Genomic DNA, 15561 nt, shown 5'->3' with positions numbered 1-15561 from the left:
TCAGATCTCCATGCGTCCGGCCTCGAGCAGCGCGCGCACCAGCGTGCGGCGGCCCAGCTCGACCTTGTAGGCGTTGTCGCGGCGGGGCGCCGCCTCGGCGAAGGCGGCCTGCGCCGCAGCCTCCGCGCTGTTTTCATCCAGCGGCTTGCCCTGGAGAGCCGCTTCCGCCTCGTGGGACCGCCATGGGCGGTAGGCCACGCCGCCGAGCCCGATCCGGGCTTCCTCGACCTTGCCGTCCACCAGGTGCAAGGCGACGGCGGCCGTCGCGAGCCCAAACTCGTAGGACTGCCTGTCGCGCACCTTCACGTAGAGCGAACGGCGCGTGTAGGGCCCGGCCGGAATGTCGAAGCCGGTGATCAGTTCGCCCGGCGCCAGCGTCGTCTCGCGCTCCGGCTGGTCAGGACCGCGGTGCAACTGCTCGAAGGGGATGGCCCGGCTGCCGTTCGGTCCCGTGATGGTGACGACCGCTCCCAGCGCCGCCAGCGCGGGGGCGAAGTCGCCGGGGTATTCGGCGATGCACTTGTCCCCCACGCCCAGCACCGCGTGCTTCCGGTTGACGCCGTCTAGCGCCGCGCAGCCCGAACCTGGGTCGCGCTTGTTGCAGGCTGGCCAGGACGTATTGCGGAAGTACTGGCAGCGGGTCCGCTGCAGCACGTTGCCGCCCAGGCTCGCCATGTTGCGCAGCTGGGCGCTCGCCGCGAGTTGCAGCGACTGCGCGATGACGGGGTAATCCCGCTGGATTTGCGGGTCCTCGGCCGCCTGGCTCATGCGCACGAGCGCGCCGAGCCGCAGGCCCTTGTCCGTGGCCTGGATGCTCCCGAGCGCGGATTGCAGCCCGTTGATATCGACGAGGCGCTCCGGCCGCATCGTGTCGAGCTTCATCAGGTCGAGGATTGTGGTGCCGCCGGCGATGAACTGGACGGGCGCCGCGTTGGCCGGCGCTGATCCGGAGGTCTCGGCTGCGGCCTGTACGGCCGCGCTCACGTCGTCCGCGCGGGTGTAGATGAACGGGCGCATCGATCAGCCCTCCATCTGTGTCTTGGCCTGCTGGATGGCCGTGACGATGTGGGGGTAGGCGGCGCAGCGGCACAGGTTTCCGCTCATGTATTCCCGGATCTCGTCGGCGGAGCCGGCGTGGCCCTCCTTCACGCAGGCCACCGCCGACATGATCTGGCCCGGGGTGCAATAGCCGCACTGGAAGGCGTCGTGGTCGATGAAGGCCTGCTGCATGGGGTGCAGGGCGCCATCGGTCGCCGCGAGGCCTTCGATGGTCGTGACCGGCTCGCGCACCATGACTGCGAGCGTCAGGCAGGACAGGGTGCGCTTGCCGCCGACATGCACCGTGCAGGCGCCGCACTGGCCGTGGTCGCAGCCCTTCTTGGCGCCGGTGAGGCCGGCGTGGCGCCGCAACGCGTCGAGCAGCGTCGTCCGCGCGTCCAGCGCCATGCGACGGCGCTGGCCGTTGACGACGAGGTCCACCTCGACGGGCGCAAAGGGATCGGGCTTCTGCTCCGGCTGGGCGTGAAGCGCCGTGGAAGCCACCACGGGCGCCACGGCCGCCGCCGAGGCGGAAATCTTGAAGAAGTCCCTGCGGCTCGCGCCGCGAGGGTCATTGGAATGCGTCATCGCCATCTCCGGATCGGCTGGTTGGCCCAGGGGGCGTCAGCTTCCGGGCGATGCCGCGGCGCGCTGCTGAGCCGCGGTGGTAACGTGACCTCGGAGACGATGTTCCCCACCTCACGCGGCCGTGAGGTGGGCCGGGCTTGTGGCTTGAGTGCGACGGGCGCGGCGGCGGCTATCGGAGCGGCACGCCGCGGCCGAGCATCGCCGCGAGCCCGATCAGGATGAGGCCGACTGCAACTGCCATCCCGACCAGCAGCCGCATGTGGGCGTCGTGCCATCCAATGTAGGCTTGCCGGCGCGGCGAAAGCTGATCCGCCGCTGTCTCCAGTCCAAACCGTCGCGATGCCGTGCCGATGCGCCGCGCGTTAAGAGACATGGGCGGCGAATCTTTCAAGGGGCGGGCCGGAGGCGCCACATTGCGGACGCCAGATCCGAACTTTGCATTCAAAGTGTTCGTTGTCACCTCGCGTATCATGAGCGCCACCCCTCGCGATACTCGTTTTAATTGTATTAACGCTGCGCCTGATTCGCGGGTCTGGCAACGGGGCGTAAGCGTTGCTTTACGATTTCTTCCGTGAGGCAGGAAAAAGGGAGGAACGTGGGGAAAACCTAGGCGCGGCCCTTTCGCCCGGGCGGCGTTTGAGCCTCGGCGCGCACCTGCTCGTGCGCCAGGGCGCCTGCCGGAAGCGGCCGGAGCAGCGAGGCTTCCGGCGCGCTCAGCGCGAGCCACGCGCCCCAGTCCTGGGGCCGGAGAACCGCGACCTGCCGGTCGTGGTACGGCGCCACATCCGGCCCAGGCGCCGTGGTCAGCATGGTGAAGGATGGCGGCTGGTTGCCGGCGCCCTCGCGCCACAGGCCGGCGATGGCCAGGAAGGGCGCGTCGTTCAAGGTGAACCGGTGCTTGGCCTTCGGATAGCGCGCGCCGGTGAACTCGAAGAAGGCCGAGGCGGGCACGAGGCACCGGCGGCTCTCGCCGAAACGCCGCCCTTCGGACCGAAAATTGAACACGGGGCCCCCCCGACCGTTCGCCGGCGGGAAGCCGAACCGCATGGCCGCAAGCTCGATCCCTTCAGGCGCGAGACGCATCACCGGACCGATGTCGTTGATCCGGACCTCGTCGGCCTGGGGCAGGTTGAGCGCCGACTGTCCTTCCGTGATCGGCAGCGCGAGTTCCTGCATCAGCTTGCAATATTCGCCCCAGGCCACGTGCTGTTCGTAGTCGTTGCACATCGCGCATCCTCGTCCTCGATCCGAATGGCGCCTGCGACGGAACAAGCGCGCCGGGATTCCGTTGCAGCGACGGAGGTGCCCTATGGCGAGGCCGATCGCGCGGACGATGCTGACCCTGATGGCGAGCGTGCTCGCCGTGCCCGTCTGCGCCCAGTCCCCACAGTCCCAGAACGCCTCCTTCGAGGCGGCGTTGAAGCAGGTTTGCCCGGCCAAGAACCTCGAGTTCCTGAAACCGGACGTCCTCGCCAGGGAAACGGACGCATTCGTGAGCGGTCTGCCGCAGGATCAGTCCAAACGGGTCCGCGATCTCGCCAAGCCGGGCGTCGACGCCTGCGCGGGATCGGCGGATGACTCGTGTCGCACGGCGGCCGTCCTGGGCAGCATCCGCTACCTCGACCTGAGCCTGTCGCTCGCGCAACGATTCTGCGCCCTGCCCATGACCTGCCGCGACTGGTTCGATTGCTCGACCGAGACCGCGGCCGCCCAGCCGGCCGCCCCCGCGCCACCCGCTGCGCCCGCTCCGACGCCCGCGCCCCAGGAGCAGGTCTCCCAGGCGCCGCCGCCGCCTCCCGCCCCGCAGCCGCAGCCTAGGCCAGAGTCTCCGCCGCCCCGGCAGGCCGAGGCGGCCGCGCCCGAGAGCCCGCCGCCCGCTCGACAGGCGGAACGCCCGGTGGAGCCGCGTCGCGAGCTTCGCCATCGCGAAGCGGCAAGCGAGGGCGTCGAACCACTTCCGCAGGAGACTCCTGCGCAGGCCCGACCAGAGCCGCGCGGCGCAGAACCCGATGGCCGGGCGGTCGTCGAACGCTTCTACGGCGCGCTGGGCCGCGGCGACGGCATCGACGCCGCCCATTACCTCATCCCGGAGAAGCGCGGGCGGGGTCCGTTCTCCGCAGCCGCCATGCAGCGCTTCTATGGGGGGCTGCGGCGACCCCTGCGCTTGGAAGCGGTCAGGCAAATCGGCCCGTCGACGGTCCGCGCCCGCTATGATTTCGTGGCGCGCGATGGGTCGCGCTGCAACGGGGACGCGATCATTGCGCTGAGGCCCGGTCCAGACGGTCCCCTGATCGAAAGCATCCGCGCATTGTCGGGGTGCTAGACCTCGATTCTGGTCGCGTTCGCCTGCAACCCTGGCAGGCCCCTCGGGGTTGGGAAGCCGCCCGGCGCGGATGCGCCGGCTTGGCTCGCAGCGAGGGCGATGGGCATGAGCGGTGACAGGGATTTGGAGGAGCGTATCCGGCAGCGAGCCTATGAGATCTGGCGCGCTGAGGGCGCGCCCCATGGGCGCGACCAGGATCACTGGGACCAAGCCCGACGGGAGCTGACCTCGGCTGGGGGCGACGCGGTTGAAGCCGTCGAGACGAAGCAGGAGTCGGACCTGGCGGCGAAGACCGGAACCGTACGCAAGCCGAAAGCCGGCGCTGCGACCGGGGCGAAGCCCCGAGGCGGAAAGCGCGCCGCAAAGCAACAGTCCACCGCCGCGGACGCGGCGGAGACGGCGGACGAGGCCAGCTGACCCGCCGCCTCGCGGAGGCTACTGCGAATGCGGCCGATCGCCATCAAGCGCGTCTATGAGCCGCCGTCGCCCGACGACGGCGTCCGCGTGCTGGTGGACCGCGTCTGGCCGCGGGGAATGTCGAAGGACGCAGCCGCGGTCGACCGGTGGATGAAGGAGGTCGCTCCCACCACAGCGCTTCGCAAATGGTTCGGACATGCTCCGGAGAGGTGGGAAGAGTTCGCCCGTCGCTACCGGGAGGAGCTGGCCGCCCATGCGGCTGATCTTGGCGAACTGCGCGACTTGGCCGCCAATGGACGCCTGACCCTGGTCTACGGGGCGCGAGACGAGGCGCACAACCAGGCGGTCGTTCTTCGCGACGTCCTCGCCGGCAAGTGACGGCTCGTTCCAGGGCTCATCAGCCGAGCGCCTGCCGGGCCTGCTGTTTGAGGCGATCGCCCGCCTCGCCCAGTTTCGGAGCGTCGATGCGGCGAAAACGAGCGGCCGCCAGTTGGAACACGCCAAACGCGAACAGGCCGAGAGCTGTCAGCAGAAGCAGGGCGGAGCCGTAGGTTTGCGCCTGGAGCTCGGCCAGCGCTCCGGCCAGCCCGCGCGCCTCGCGCGCGTTCGCGTGCACAGCTGCGGCGACCAGGAATCCGCCGATTAGCACGAAGACGACTGCTCGGGCGGCGTAGCCAATGCGCCCCAGCGGAAGCACCCAGGTCCGCGCCTTCTGATCCAGGCTGAGGTGTTCGGTGAACTTGGCGGTCCAGGCTTTCCAGCCCGCGCCGATCCCCGCGACGACGACGCCTGCTCCAATCAACCCGACGAGCGCTCGCCCGAAGGGAAGCGAGAGCACGTAGCCCGTCCAGTCATGCGCCGATTGCTCGCCGCTCCGTGCGGAATAGGTGAAGATCAGCGACGCCGCCGACGCGGCGACGCCGCCGTTGACCACGGCTCCCACGCCATAGCCTAGGCGCCGCGCGAGCGCCTTGCCGCTGCTTCCGAGATGATCCGCGTCGAGGATCGCCTGGGCGACCCGCCAGGCGGCGAAGGCCAGCATGCCGAGGGCGAGCGCGGCCAGCAACACAGCCCCAAAAGGCTGGGCCAGCAATGTCTGCAGCGCCCCGTGACTGTCGGGCGCGCGAGATCCGTTCCCGAGGCCGGCCAGCGTCGCCAGCCCGCCGACCAGGATGAAGACTACGCCGCGGGCGACATAGCCGGCGCGCGCCATCTGCTCTGTGAAGCTGTCCTGCATCGCTTCCTTCCGTCGATGCAGCGACAACGTAGGCTTGCTCGGCCTCGTTCCGTACCGGGTTAGGCCGCCAGGCTGGCTCGCTTCGGCCGGCTGCGATCGTCAAGACCGAGGCGGGGCAGCAGCGCGGCCCTGTTGCGAGCGATGTCGGCGATCGTCATGTCGTCGAGCACCGCCATGAACGCCTTGAGGGCCTCCGAAAACCCGCGGGACAGCGCACATGCGCCGCAAAGCGGGCATGTGCTCGTGGCCGGATCGAAACAGTCGACCAGGCACAAGCCGTCTTCGGTCCGCCGGACAACCTCACCAACGGTGATGGTCTCGGGCGGGCGGGCCAGCCGGAAACCGCCCCCGCGCCCTCGCACATTGGCGAGGTACCCCCATCGGCCGAGCTGGTGAACGCACTTCACCACATGGGTCCGCGAAATTCGGTGCGCCTGCGCGACCTCTTCGACTTGGCTCAATGCGCCCTCGCGCAGGGCTGCGAACATGAGCGTGCGCAGGGCGTAATTGGTGAAGGCCGTGAGCTTCATGGGGCCTAGGCCTTCCGAAAGTGGATAGGTGATCTGACGAATAGCATGCGAATGTTCGATTGAATATCTAGGTTTGAGTACGGACCCCGACTCGGGTCCGGAAGGCCGGAGCCCCCGTCCGGCGGACTCGCCCAACAAGGGAGACCGCCATGCTCAAGATCGCAGTTCTCGTTTGGATCATGCTCGGCACGGCCCTGGCCGGCAGCCTCGTGCTGGTCGTCCTCACCGTACCGAGCCTCTACGACCAGGGGATGAAGCTCATCCCGTACGCTGCAGCGGCAGGCTTCATCCTGGCCGCCCCGCTCGCCGCGCTCGTTGCGCGCAAGATCCAGGGCGCCGTGGCGGCCCGCGCCTGAAACCGGCGAGCGCTCTGAGTCGATTTTCCCAGGAGCACGGCCATGGCCGACAGCGAAACCATCATCGAGGGCCCGCTCTACGCCGCCCGCAAAAAGGTTTATCCCCAGGCGGTGCACGGGACTTTCCGCCGCATCAAGTGGGCGATCCTGATCTTTGCGCTGGGCGTGTACTATGTGCTGCCCTTCGTGCGCTGGAACCGCGGACCGAACCTGCCGGACCAGGCCGTGCTCGTGGACTTCCCCCACCGCCGCTTCTACTTCTTCTTCATCGAGCTGTGGCCGCAGGAGGTGTACTACTTCACCGGCCTGCTCGTCCTCGCGGCGCTGACCCTCTTCCTCATGAATGCGGTGGCCGGCCGTATCTGGTGCGGCTACCTGTGCCCACAAACCGTCTGGACGGACCTCTTCTATGCTGTCGAGCGGTGGATCGAAGGCGACCGCCGGGAGCGCATGAAGAAGGACAAGGCCCATTGGGATCTCGACGTCGTTTCCCAGAAGGTCCTGAAGCACACGATCTGGCTCANCGTCGTTTCCCAGAAGGTCCTGAAGCACACGATCTGGCTCATGATCGCCTGGTGGACCGGCGGCGCCTGGGTGCTCTACTTCGATGACGCCCCGACGCTGGTGCGCGACCTCGCGACCTTCCAGGCGCCCTGGGCGGCCTATGTCTGGATCGCCATCCTCACCTTCACGACCTATGCCCTCGCCGGCCACATGCGCGAGCAGGTGTGCATCTACATGTGCCCCTGGCCGCGCATCCAGGCGGCGCTGACCGACGAGTGGGCCCTGAACGTCACCTACCGGCGTGACCGCGGCGAGCCGCGCATGTCGGTGAAGAAGGCCGAGCACGCCCGCGAGGCGGGGCTGCCTGCCGGAGACTGCGTCGACTGCAACCAGTGCGTGGCGGTGTGCCCGACCGGGGTCGATATCCGCAACGGCGTTCAACTCGGCTGCATCCAGTGCGGGCTCTGCATCGACGCCTGCGACACCGTGATGAAGCAGATCGGCAGGCCGGATCGGCTGATCGGCTACGACACGGACATCAACATCGCGCGCCGCAAGGAGGGAAAGGCTCCGGTCTACAAGGTCGTGCGCGCCCGCACGGTGCTCTACGCCGGCCTCATCGCCCTGGTGGGCGGCGCCATGGTCTATGCGCTCGCCACCCGCGGGACCATGGGGGCGAGCGTGCTCCATGAGCGCAACCCGCTCTTCACCCGGCTTTCCGATGGCAGCGTGCGCAACGACTACACCATGCGCTTCCTGAACAAGCGCCCAGTGGATCGGTCGTTCGTTCTGGCGGTGGAGGGAGCTCCGTCCGGAGCGGCGGTGCATGTCGTGGGCGTCCAGCCGGCTGCGGATGGGCGAACCCTGATCGTGGTCGGTCCGGACCAGACTCGCGAGGTGCGCGTGTCCGTGTCGCTGCCCAGGGGCGCCATTCCGGACAAGTCAATCGATCTCACCTTCCGCGCCACGGATCCCGATACGGGCGAGGCCGCGACGGCGCGCGAACACTTCATCCCCAACTGACCGAGGACACCATGATGATCAAGAACATGGGCGGACTGGACCGTCTCATCCGCTTTTACCTGGGGCTGGCCATGGTGGCCTTCGCGCTGCCGTTCTGGGCGCCCCAGACCGGATGGAACTGGATCGGCTACCTCGGCCTGCTGCCGATGCTGAGCGCGGTGGTTGGATCCTGCGGCGTCTACCGCATCGTGGGGCTGTCGACCTGCCCGCGTTGACGTCTTTCGCGCAGCGACATGCAGCCGCGGGCCGCTGCGCCTATTGGAGGTGATGGACGATGCACATGGATTGGCAGGACCTGATCGCTGGGCTGCAGGAACCGCTCAAGCAGATGCGCGCCGGCTCGTCCGACGTCATGCGCCACTTTTCCGGGATGGCCCAGTCCGCCCTGAAGACCGGCGCGCTGGACACCAAGACCAAGGAGCTTGTCGCGCTGGCAATTGGGGTCGCGATCCGTTGCGACGACTGCATCGCCTTCCATGCCAAGGCGGCTTTTCAGAACGGAGCGACGCGGGAGGAGGTGCTCGAGACCCTCGGCATGGCCGTCTACATGGGCGCGGGCCCGTCCGTGATGTACGCCAGCCACGCCATCGAGGCATACGACCAGTTTGCGGGCGGGTCCCAGGAGCATAAGGGCTGAACGGTCCGGCGCAGCAGGGGGAGGGCGGGCGCCTGAGGGCGCCAGCCCTGATTTTCAGGGCTTGACCACCACGGGGGCGCCGACCGGCACGCGCGAGTAGAGGTCCGTCACGTCCTCGTTGGTGAGCCGGATGCAGCCGCTCGACACCGCTTGGCCTATGGTGCTGGGGTCGTTGGTTCCGTGCAGGCGGAAGTGCGTGTCGTGCCCGCCCCGATATAGGTAGAGCGCGCGCGCCCCGAGGGGATTGTCGATCCCGCCCGGCATGCCGCCCGCATAGGCGCGATAGCGTGGGATGTGCCGCATCATGTTCGCCGTCGGCGTCCAGGATGGCCACTGCTCCTTCCGCCCGACCACGGCCGAACCGCGGAAGTTCAGGCCCTCCTCGCGGCCGACGCCGATGGCGTAACGAAGCGCGCGGCCACCCGACTGGACGAGGTAGAGCCGGCGCTGGCTGGTCCTCACCACAACCGTGCCCGCGTGCTCGGGCCCGTTGTAGGCGACCTCCCGCCGGGCGAGGTCCGACCCGAAGGGCAGCCCCTCCAGGGAGAGTCCGCTGCCGCCAGCCGCCATACGGCCTCCGCCTTGGGTGACGCAACCAGCGAGGAGAACCCCGAGAACCGCTGCAGCCGCCACGCGGGACAGCGGACGCAGGGAGGATACGCCAGCAAAGCTCGACGCGGATTTCATCAAGTTGATCTGAAGCACGAAGTCCCCAATCCGCTAGTTCAGGCGCGCGCGCCGGAGGCAGTTCGGCGTGAAGCCTAACAGAATGGCGCTACCGCTGGCTGTGATCTGAAATCTACGGTTGTTGAGTTGGTTAAATTCGCGCCGGCGAATCCGGTCAAATCCGCCAGGGAAACGAAAAGGCCGCCTCCGAAGAGGACGGCCTTTCCGTTACAGCCAGGTCGCCCAAGCGCTCAAGCCAGGCTTTGTTTTCTCGTTCGAGCCCGACCACGGCGCCGCTACGGTTGCGCCCCCTCAGACGCAGCGCGCGTGCGCCTCATTGGCCAGCATGGCGGCGTCGGGGCGCCTTGGCAATCCGTGCCTTCTCCGCCTGTGGAGAGCGGGGACGCGCAGCGAGGCGCGGCTCCGTGACCCGTCTGGAGCTTGCCACTAACAAAACACCCGGCGCAGGCGGGCTGCGCCGGGTGGAAATCCTTCCAGGATCTGGTCGGATCAGGCCGCGGCCGACTTGGCGGTCGGGACGCTCGCGATCGTCTTCAGGACCTGCGAGGCGATCTGGTAGGGGTCGCCCATGGAGTTCGGACGGCGATCCTCGAGGTAGCCCCGGTAGCCGTTGTTGACGAAGCTGTGGGGCACGCGGATGGACGCGCCGCGATCCGCCACGCCCCAGCTGAAGGTGTGGATGGAAGCCGTCTCATGCTTGCCGGTGAGGCGCATATGGTTGTCGGGGCCGTAGACCGCGATGTGGTCCTCGCGGGCGTCCGCGAAGGCGCCCATCAGCGCCTCGAAGTACTCCTTGCCGCCCACTTCTCGCATGTAGGACGTCGAGAAGTTGCAGTGCATGCCAGAGCCGTTCCAGTCGGTGTCGCCCAGCGGCTTGCAGTGCCACTCGACGTCCACGCCGTACTTCTCGGTCAGGCGCTCCAGGAAGTAGCGGGCGATCCACATCTCGTCGGCGGCGCGCTTGGAGCCCTTGCCGAAGATCTGGAATTCCCACTGGCCCTTCGCCACCTCGGCGTTGATGCCCTCGTGGTTGAGGCCGGCCGCCAGGCAGATGTCCAGGTGCTCCTCGACGATCTGGCGGGCGACGTCGCCGACGTTCTTGTAGCCGACGCCGGTGTAGTAGGGGCCCTGTGGGGCCGGGTAGCCGAAGTCCGGGAAGCCGAGCGGGCGGCCGTTCTTGTAGAGGAAATACTCCTGCTCGAAGCCGAACCAGGCGCCCTCGTCATCCAGGATGGTGGCGCGCTTGTTGGAGGCGTGCGGGGTCTTGCCGTCGGGCATCATGACCTCGCAGAGCACCACCGCGCCGTTCGTGCGGGTGACGTCCGGGACGATGCGGACCGGCTTCAGCACGCAGTCGGAGCTGTGGCCCTCGGCCTGCATGGTGGACGAGCCGTCGAAGCCCCAGAGCGGCAATTGCTCGAGGGTCGGGAAGCTGTCGAACTCCTTGATCTGCGTCTTGCCGCGGAGGTTCGGGACGGGGGTGTAGCCGTCCAGCCAGATGTATTCCAGCTTGTACTTCGTCATTCTCAATCCCACTCAAACGAGTTCCGCAGGCCGGGAGGCGCTCCCAGACGACGGGGTGACCGAAAGGTAGCCCGTGGCTGAAACCCTCTCAGGCATCAACCATGCCAGCCGGCCGCGACTGCTCCATTCGCGCCGAACCAGCCCAGGGAGAGGCCGCGTTTGCGCGTGTACCTCCAGAGTCGCGGCTCTAGGACAGACGGGCGTGCGTTAGGCGAACGGAGCTAGTCCAAATGGATGCATAAAAAATAGGCATGGCGCCGCGTTTTTGTCCGCAATGCGCTGGAACGATGGGCAGCGGGCTATGTTACCCTGCATGCATTGACGAGGGGGATTCTCATGAGCGCACCCCGTTCCCGCGAGACGGCCGTCATTCTGCCCTTCAGGAACCGGGCTGGTTCCGGCGTCAGGGCCATGCCCGCTGCTGGGCAGCAGCCGGCCCCGAAGGAGCCGCCGCCAATCGAGTTCGGTTCGGGCTGGTACCACGACGCCGCGATCCGCGAGGCCGATCCGGAGCGCAGGCGCTAGCCACGCCTTACCCGAAGATCGACCAGCCCATGCGCCTGGACAGCTTCTCCAGAGCGATGCGGCCGAGGTGCGAGTTGCCGGCTGCGTCCAACCCCGGCGACCACACTGCGATGGAGGCCTTTCCAGGCGCGATCGCCAGGATGCCCCCGCCGACGCCGCTCTTGCCCGGCAGGCCGACCCGATAGGCGAACTCGCCGGAGCCGTCATAATGGCCGCAGGTCAGCATGATGGCGTTGATGCGCCGCGCGCGTTGCGGGCTCACCACCGAGAGCCCGGTCGTGGGGCTGCGACCCTCATGCGCCAGGAAACGCCCCGCCATCGCGAGTTGTCGGCACGACATGGCGATGGCGCAATGGTGGAAGTAGACGCCGAGCGTATAGTCCACCGGGTTCTGGAGCACGCCGAACGACTTCATGTAGTTCGCGAGGGCTGCGTTGCGGAAGCCGGTGCGCTGCTCCGAGGCCGCCACGGCCTTGTCGATGGTGATGCTCTCGTCGTCGGAGACGAACCGCACGAAGCGCAGGATCTCCCCCAGCGCCTCACGCGGCTGGTGGCCGGACAGAATGACATCCGTCACCGCGATCGCGCCCGCGTTGATGAACGGGTTGCGTGGAACGCCGCGCTCGTGCTCGAGCTGGACGATCGAGTTGAAGGCGCTGCCCGACGGCTCGCGTCCGACCCGGGACCACAGGCGGTCTCCGCTCATGCCGAGCGCCAGGGTGAGCGTGAACACTTTCGAGATGCTCTGGATCGAGAAGGGCTCCTCGGCGTCACCGGCCGCCGCGACCGCGCCGGTCGTGTCGACGACGCAGAGGCCAAACCGGGCAGGATCGATCTTGGCGAGTTCGGGAATGTAGGTCGCCACATCGCCGCGGTCCGGCCGATCACGCATTTCGGCGGCGATCTCGGCGACTGCTTCCTGCAGATTGGGCGCGCTTGGCATGCTGTCGGAACCTGGCCTCGTCATGCTCTCCATCTGCAGCGGGCGCCCTGGGATGATCAAGGCTGAGTTTCAGGCGCCCCGGGCGAGGCGGCTGCGACGAGACCACATTTGCGCAAACGGAATTTAATCTTTTTCTGGTCCAGTGGGCTCAACCGGCAAACGCCGGACAGCCAGGCTTCGCATGCGTCCCGAATGTCCCCACCATGATCCGATCGCGCGAGCGATCCACGAGATCAGGCCTGCCATCCTGGGCGTGGGCGCCTTCTCCCTCTGCGCAAACCTGCTCGTCTTCGTGTCGCCGGGTTTCATGATGCAGGTCTACGACCGGGTCCTCACCTCCCGGAACGAGACGACCCTGCTGATGCTGTCGCTGATCGCGACAGCCCTGCTGCTCGCCTATGCCGCGCTGGAGAAGATCCGCTCCCTCGTGCTGGTCCGCGCTGGCGTCAGGCTGGATTCCATTCTGGCCGGCCCCGCCTTCGAGGCCGCGCTGGCAGGCGCGCTGCGCAATCGCGGCGGGCAGCACGCGCATGTGGTCCGTGACGTGGACACAGTGCGCGAGTTCGTGAGCGGCCCCGCGCTGGTGACGCTCCTGGACGCGCCTTGGGCGCCAGTTTTCCTTGTTGTCTGCTTCATGCTCCACCCGCTCGTGGGGCTGGTCTCCGCGCTGGGCGCGGCCGTCCTCTTCGGGCTGGCGTGGTGGAACGAGAGGCTCACCAAGACTCTGCTCGTGGGGGCGGCGGCGCATGGCGCGGCGTCCCATGACAGCCTGGCGTCCAGCCTTCGCAACGCGGAGGCCATCCGCGGCCTTGGCATGGCCCCCGCCATCCGGGACCTCTGGCGCCGACGTCACGAGGAGAGCCTGTCGCGTTCGGTGAGGGCCAACGACGTCGGCGGCCTGATCCTGGCCCTGTCCAAGTTCCTTCGGGCCGTCCTGCAGGTGGGCGTGCTGGCCGTCGGGGCCTGGCTGGTCATTCGCCAGGAGGTGTCCGGCGGCGTGATGTTCGCGTCCTCGCTCATCATGGGCCGCGCGCTCGCGCCCGTGGAGCAGGCGGTCGCGCATTGGCGCTCCTTTGTGTCCGCCCGCGCGGCCTACGAGCGCCTGTCGCGCGCCTTCGACGAGAACCCGCCACGGCCGGCGACGCTTCGCCTGCCCGAGCCGACCGGAAGGGTGTCCGTCGAGAATCTCGTCGTGCGCGCCCCGGGAACGCGCGCCCCCGTGGTGGCCGGAGCATCCTTCGAGCTCTCGCCCGGCAACGTCCTGGCCATCGTGGGCCCGACCGGGTCGGGCAAGTCCTCGCTCGCCCGGGCCATCGTTGGCGCATGGCCGGCGGCCGGCGGCTCTATCCGTTTCGATGGCAACCAACTCGAGCACTTCGACCCCGACCAGATCGGCCGCGCCCTGGGCTACCTGCCCCAGGACGTCGAGCTGTTCGCCGGCACGGTCGCGCAGAACATCGCGCGCTTCGGCGCCCTGGAAGACGCCCGGGTGGTCGCCGCGGCCGAGATGGCCTCGGCTCACGGCGTGATCCAGCGGCTGCCGGCGGGTTACCAGACCCCCGTCGGGGAAGACGGCGTGGCGTTGTCGGGCGGCCAGCGGCAGCGGGTCGGCCTCGCCCGCGCCGTCTACGGCGACCCCGCCGTGCTGGTGCTCGATGAACCGAACTCGAACCTGGACGGGGAGGGGGACCAGGCCTTGGTTGACGCCATCCAGCGGCTGAGGGCGGCCAAGCGGACCGTCATCGTCGTCACGCACAAGCCCAGCCTGCTCGCCGTCGTGGATCGCATCCTGGTGATGCATGACGGGAAGGTGCTCAGGGAAGGCCCGCGCGACCTGCTTATGCCCCTGATCCTCGGGCCCAATGTCGCGGCTGCGCCCATGGCGGCGCCGCGCCGGGCCGCGCAACATGGATGACGTCATGAATGCGGCGCCCAGGCCTGCCGGAGACTGGTCGCGCCCCATGGCGGCCGGCTTCGCGGTGATTGCGCTTACTTTCGGCGTATTCGGCGGCTGGGCAGCCACGGCCAAGCTCGACAGCGCCGTGATCGCCTTAGGCAGCATCGTGGTCGAGAACGACCGCAAGGTGGTGCAGCACCTGGAAGGCGGCATCGTCTCGGAGATCCTCGTGGACGACGACCGCCGGGTCTCCGAAGGCGAGGTGCTGCTGCGCATCGCCCCGGTTCAGGCGCGAGCCGCTGTCGCGACCGCGCGCAATCAGTTGCTCGCTGCGCAAGCCGAGGAGCGCCGATTGATGGCCGAGCTCGATGGAGCGGATGCAGTCGACTTCGGCCCCGAGTTGACGGCCTCCGACGCCGGCGAGGAAGTCAGGCGGGCCGTGGCCGACCAGGCGCGCATCTTCGTGGATCGACGCGAATCCCGCCGCAACGAGGTCGCCGTGCTGCAGGAGAGGATCGCCCAATCGGAACAGCAGATGCGGGGGCTCGATGCCCAGCTCGCTGCGTCCAGGGCGCAATCGGCCTCCTTCGAGGACGAGATCCAGAAAGTCCGCCCGCTGATGGACAAGGGCCTCGTGGCCGCGCCCCGAATCCGTCAGATCGAGCGCGCGAAGGTGGAGCAGGATGGCAGGACAGGCCAGCTCGTCGCGGAACGGGACCGGCAGGAGCGGGTGATCCAGGAGGCCCAGTTACAGATCGCCGGCATCCTGCGCAAGGCGCGGGAGGAGAATTCGGCCCGGCTCTCATCCGTCCGCTCCACCATCTCGGATCTGAAGGATCGGCTGACGGTGGCGCAAGACGCCCTTCAGCGCTCGGACGTGCGCGCGCCCAAGAGCGGCCGCATCGTGAACAGGAGGGTGTTCACGGTCGGGGGCGTCGTGCGCCCCGGCGAGACGCTGATGGAGATTGTGCCGGACGACGACACGCTCGTCGTGTCCGCGCGCGTGCAGCCCATCGACGTGACCCATGTTCACCCGGACCTCCCGGCGGAGGTGCGGATCCCGGCCCTGAAATCGCGGTCGACGCCGATCGCACTCGGTGAGGTTCGCGCGGTTTCGGCCGACGCCGTGCGCGATGAACTCACCCGGCAGCCCTATTACGAGGTCCGCGTCTCCGTCCGCGTGGACTCCTTTCCATCAGAACTGCGACGGAAACTGATCCCCGGTTTGCCCGCCGAGGTGGTCGTCTCCACCGGAGAGCGGACGGTGTTGGCCTATCTCGTCCAGCCTTTCACGGATGCCCTGCGCAGGGGCATGCGGGAGTTCTAGGTCGC

At 68.2% G+C, this 15561-nt stretch carries 19 protein-coding genes; 10 read left to right on the top strand and 9 right to left on the bottom strand.

Features of this window, described 5'->3' with window-relative positions; genetic code table 11:
- The 4 genes from SLNSH_RS18320 to SLNSH_RS18305 form a co-directional block, all read right to left on the bottom strand.
- On the bottom strand, positions 1 to 1017 hold the full coding sequence (locus SLNSH_RS18320) for an FAD binding domain-containing protein (protein WP_106338515.1): 1017 nt from the start codon (positions 1015 to 1017) through the stop codon (positions 1 to 3).
- 3 nt (positions 1018 to 1020) lie between these two features.
- Positions 1021 to 1626, bottom strand: a complete 606-nt coding sequence (locus SLNSH_RS18315; RefSeq protein WP_106338513.1) for a (2Fe-2S)-binding protein — start codon at positions 1624 to 1626, stop codon at positions 1021 to 1023.
- Positions 1627 to 1795: 169 nt separating this feature from the next.
- Positions 1796 to 2098: a hypothetical protein gene (locus SLNSH_RS18310; protein WP_210202537.1), complete on the bottom strand. Its 303-nt coding sequence runs from the start codon at positions 2096 to 2098 to the stop codon at positions 1796 to 1798.
- A gap of 134 nt (positions 2099 to 2232) precedes the next feature.
- Complete coding sequence (locus SLNSH_RS18305; protein WP_106338509.1) at positions 2233 to 2853, bottom strand: SOS response-associated peptidase; 621 nt, start codon at positions 2851 to 2853, stop codon at positions 2233 to 2235.
- 82 nt (positions 2854 to 2935) lie between these two features.
- On the opposite strand from SLNSH_RS18305, the gene SLNSH_RS18300 reads away from it, so the two are divergent.
- The 3 genes from SLNSH_RS18300 (at position 2936) to SLNSH_RS18290 (ending at position 4744) form a co-directional block, all read left to right on the top strand.
- Entirely contained in the window at positions 2936 to 3949 is a 1014-nt protein-coding gene (locus tag SLNSH_RS18300; RefSeq protein WP_106338507.1) for a hypothetical protein, read from the top strand.
- Positions 3950 to 4054: 105 nt separating this feature from the next.
- On the top strand, positions 4055 to 4366 hold the full coding sequence (locus SLNSH_RS18295) for a DUF2934 domain-containing protein (RefSeq protein WP_106338549.1): 312 nt from the start codon (positions 4055 to 4057) through the stop codon (positions 4364 to 4366).
- A gap of 27 nt (positions 4367 to 4393) precedes the next feature.
- Positions 4394 to 4744, top strand: a complete 351-nt coding sequence (locus SLNSH_RS18290; protein WP_106338505.1) for a DUF488 domain-containing protein — start codon at positions 4394 to 4396, stop codon at positions 4742 to 4744.
- A gap of 19 nt (positions 4745 to 4763) precedes the next feature.
- On the opposite strand, the gene SLNSH_RS18285 is transcribed toward SLNSH_RS18290, so the two are convergent.
- Together SLNSH_RS18285 and SLNSH_RS18280 are read right to left on the bottom strand one after the other, a co-directional pair.
- Positions 4764 to 5579 carry a DUF1206 domain-containing protein gene (locus SLNSH_RS18285; protein WP_245422400.1) on the bottom strand — a complete coding sequence of 272 codons (816 nt, stop codon included), beginning with the start codon at positions 5577 to 5579 and terminating at the stop codon, positions 4764 to 4766.
- A gap of 83 nt (positions 5580 to 5662) precedes the next feature.
- Entirely contained in the window at positions 5663 to 6133 is a 471-nt protein-coding gene (locus tag SLNSH_RS18280) for an Rrf2 family transcriptional regulator (RefSeq protein WP_106338500.1), read from the bottom strand.
- Positions 6134 to 6282: 149 nt separating this feature from the next.
- On the opposite strand from SLNSH_RS18280, the gene SLNSH_RS18275 reads away from it, so the two are divergent.
- The 4 genes from SLNSH_RS18275 to SLNSH_RS18260 all read left to right on the top strand — a co-directional run bounded on the left by SLNSH_RS18275 (position 6283) and on the right by SLNSH_RS18260 (position 8653).
- On the top strand, positions 6283 to 6489 hold the full coding sequence (locus SLNSH_RS18275; RefSeq protein WP_106338496.1) for a hypothetical protein: 207 nt from the start codon (positions 6283 to 6285) through the stop codon (positions 6487 to 6489).
- Between the two features lie 42 nt (positions 6490 to 6531).
- Positions 6532 to 8016: a cytochrome c oxidase accessory protein CcoG gene (gene ccoG / locus SLNSH_RS18270; RefSeq protein WP_106338492.1), complete on the top strand. Its 1485-nt coding sequence runs from the start codon at positions 6532 to 6534 to the stop codon at positions 8014 to 8016.
- Positions 8017 to 8027: 11 nt separating this feature from the next.
- Positions 8028 to 8231, top strand: coding sequence for a YgaP family membrane protein (locus SLNSH_RS18265; RefSeq protein ID WP_196240278.1), 204 nt, complete (start codon positions 8028 to 8030; stop codon positions 8229 to 8231).
- Positions 8232 to 8290: 59 nt separating this feature from the next.
- Positions 8291 to 8653, top strand: coding sequence for a carboxymuconolactone decarboxylase family protein (locus SLNSH_RS18260; protein WP_106338485.1), 363 nt, complete (start codon positions 8291 to 8293; stop codon positions 8651 to 8653).
- A gap of 54 nt (positions 8654 to 8707) precedes the next feature.
- On the opposite strand, the gene SLNSH_RS18255 is transcribed toward SLNSH_RS18260, so the two are convergent.
- Together SLNSH_RS18255 and SLNSH_RS18250 are read right to left on the bottom strand one after the other, a co-directional pair.
- Complete coding sequence (locus SLNSH_RS18255; protein WP_106338481.1) at positions 8708 to 9223, bottom strand: L,D-transpeptidase; 516 nt, start codon at positions 9221 to 9223, stop codon at positions 8708 to 8710.
- A gap of 606 nt (positions 9224 to 9829) precedes the next feature.
- Entirely contained in the window at positions 9830 to 10864 is a 1035-nt protein-coding gene (locus SLNSH_RS18250; protein ID WP_106338477.1) for a glutamine synthetase beta-grasp domain-containing protein, read from the bottom strand.
- Positions 10865 to 11200: 336 nt separating this feature from the next.
- On the opposite strand from SLNSH_RS18250, the gene SLNSH_RS18245 reads away from it, so the two are divergent.
- Positions 11201 to 11389 carry a DUF2735 domain-containing protein gene (locus SLNSH_RS18245; RefSeq protein ID WP_106338473.1) on the top strand — a complete coding sequence of 63 codons (189 nt, stop codon included), beginning with the start codon at positions 11201 to 11203 and terminating at the stop codon, positions 11387 to 11389.
- Positions 11390 to 11396: 7 nt separating this feature from the next.
- Here the strand turns inward: SLNSH_RS18245 and SLNSH_RS18240 are convergent, their stop codons facing one another.
- On the bottom strand, positions 11397 to 12332 hold the full coding sequence (locus tag SLNSH_RS18240) for a glutaminase (RefSeq protein ID WP_106338547.1): 936 nt from the start codon (positions 12330 to 12332) through the stop codon (positions 11397 to 11399).
- A 181-nt stretch (positions 12333 to 12513) separates the two neighbouring features.
- On the opposite strand from SLNSH_RS18240, the gene SLNSH_RS18235 reads away from it, so the two are divergent.
- Together SLNSH_RS18235 and SLNSH_RS18230 are read left to right on the top strand one after the other, a co-directional pair.
- Complete coding sequence (locus SLNSH_RS18235) at positions 12514 to 14247, top strand: type I secretion system permease/ATPase (RefSeq protein ID WP_106338469.1); 1734 nt, start codon at positions 12514 to 12516, stop codon at positions 14245 to 14247.
- A 4-nt stretch (positions 14248 to 14251) separates the two neighbouring features.
- On the top strand, positions 14252 to 15556 hold the full coding sequence (locus SLNSH_RS18230; protein ID WP_245422399.1) for an HlyD family type I secretion periplasmic adaptor subunit: 1305 nt from the start codon (positions 14252 to 14254) through the stop codon (positions 15554 to 15556).
- Positions 15557 to 15561 lie beyond the last annotated feature (5 nt).

The organism is Alsobacter soli, from assembly GCF_003004785.1.
GTDB lineage: Bacteria > Pseudomonadota > Alphaproteobacteria > Rhizobiales > Beijerinckiaceae > Alsobacter > Alsobacter soli.
This window is presented reverse-complemented; position numbering and strand designations above follow the sequence as displayed.

What these genes read in the sequence shown, in the direction of transcription:
- SLNSH_RS18240 (WP_106338547.1), bottom strand. Translation starts at nt 12,332, where the DNA reads ATGCCAAGCGCGCCCAATCTGCAGGAAGCAGTCGCCGAGATCGCCGCC.
- SLNSH_RS18255 (WP_106338481.1), bottom strand. Translation starts at nt 9,223, where the DNA reads ATGGCGGCTGGCGGCAGCGGACTCTCCCTGGAGGGGCTGCCCTTCGGG.
- SLNSH_RS18235 (WP_106338469.1), top strand. Translation starts at nt 12,514, where the DNA reads ATGCGTCCCGAATGTCCCCACCATGATCCGATCGCGCGAGCGATCCAC.
- SLNSH_RS18245 (WP_106338473.1), top strand. Translation starts at nt 11,201, where the DNA reads ATGAGCGCACCCCGTTCCCGCGAGACGGCCGTCATTCTGCCCTTCAGG.
- SLNSH_RS18300 (WP_106338507.1), top strand. Translation starts at nt 2,936, where the DNA reads ATGGCGAGGCCGATCGCGCGGACGATGCTGACCCTGATGGCGAGCGTG.
- SLNSH_RS18260 (WP_106338485.1), top strand. Translation starts at nt 8,291, where the DNA reads ATGCACATGGATTGGCAGGACCTGATCGCTGGGCTGCAGGAACCGCTC.
- SLNSH_RS18320 (WP_106338515.1), bottom strand. Translation starts at nt 1,017, where the DNA reads ATGCGCCCGTTCATCTACACCCGCGCGGACGACGTGAGCGCGGCCGTA.
- SLNSH_RS18290 (WP_106338505.1), top strand. Translation starts at nt 4,394, where the DNA reads ATGCGGCCGATCGCCATCAAGCGCGTCTATGAGCCGCCGTCGCCCGAC.
- SLNSH_RS18310 (WP_210202537.1), bottom strand. Translation starts at nt 2,098, where the DNA reads ATGATACGCGAGGTGACAACGAACACTTTGAATGCAAAGTTCGGATCT.
- SLNSH_RS18250 (WP_106338477.1), bottom strand. Translation starts at nt 10,864, where the DNA reads ATGACGAAGTACAAGCTGGAATACATCTGGCTGGACGGCTACACCCCC.
- SLNSH_RS18285 (WP_245422400.1), bottom strand. Translation starts at nt 5,579, where the DNA reads ATGGCGCGCGCCGGCTATGTCGCCCGCGGCGTAGTCTTCATCCTGGTC.
- SLNSH_RS18230 (WP_245422399.1), top strand. Translation starts at nt 14,252, where the DNA reads ATGAATGCGGCGCCCAGGCCTGCCGGAGACTGGTCGCGCCCCATGGCG.
- SLNSH_RS18275 (WP_106338496.1), top strand. Translation starts at nt 6,283, where the DNA reads ATGCTCAAGATCGCAGTTCTCGTTTGGATCATGCTCGGCACGGCCCTG.
- SLNSH_RS18305 (WP_106338509.1), bottom strand. Translation starts at nt 2,853, where the DNA reads ATGTGCAACGACTACGAACAGCACGTGGCCTGGGGCGAATATTGCAAG.
- SLNSH_RS18280 (WP_106338500.1), bottom strand. Translation starts at nt 6,133, where the DNA reads ATGAAGCTCACGGCCTTCACCAATTACGCCCTGCGCACGCTCATGTTC.
- SLNSH_RS18265 (WP_196240278.1), top strand. Translation starts at nt 8,028, where the DNA reads ATGATGATCAAGAACATGGGCGGACTGGACCGTCTCATCCGCTTTTAC.
- SLNSH_RS18295 (WP_106338549.1), top strand. Translation starts at nt 4,055, where the DNA reads ATGAGCGGTGACAGGGATTTGGAGGAGCGTATCCGGCAGCGAGCCTAT.
- SLNSH_RS18315 (WP_106338513.1), bottom strand. Translation starts at nt 1,626, where the DNA reads ATGACGCATTCCAATGACCCTCGCGGCGCGAGCCGCAGGGACTTCTTC.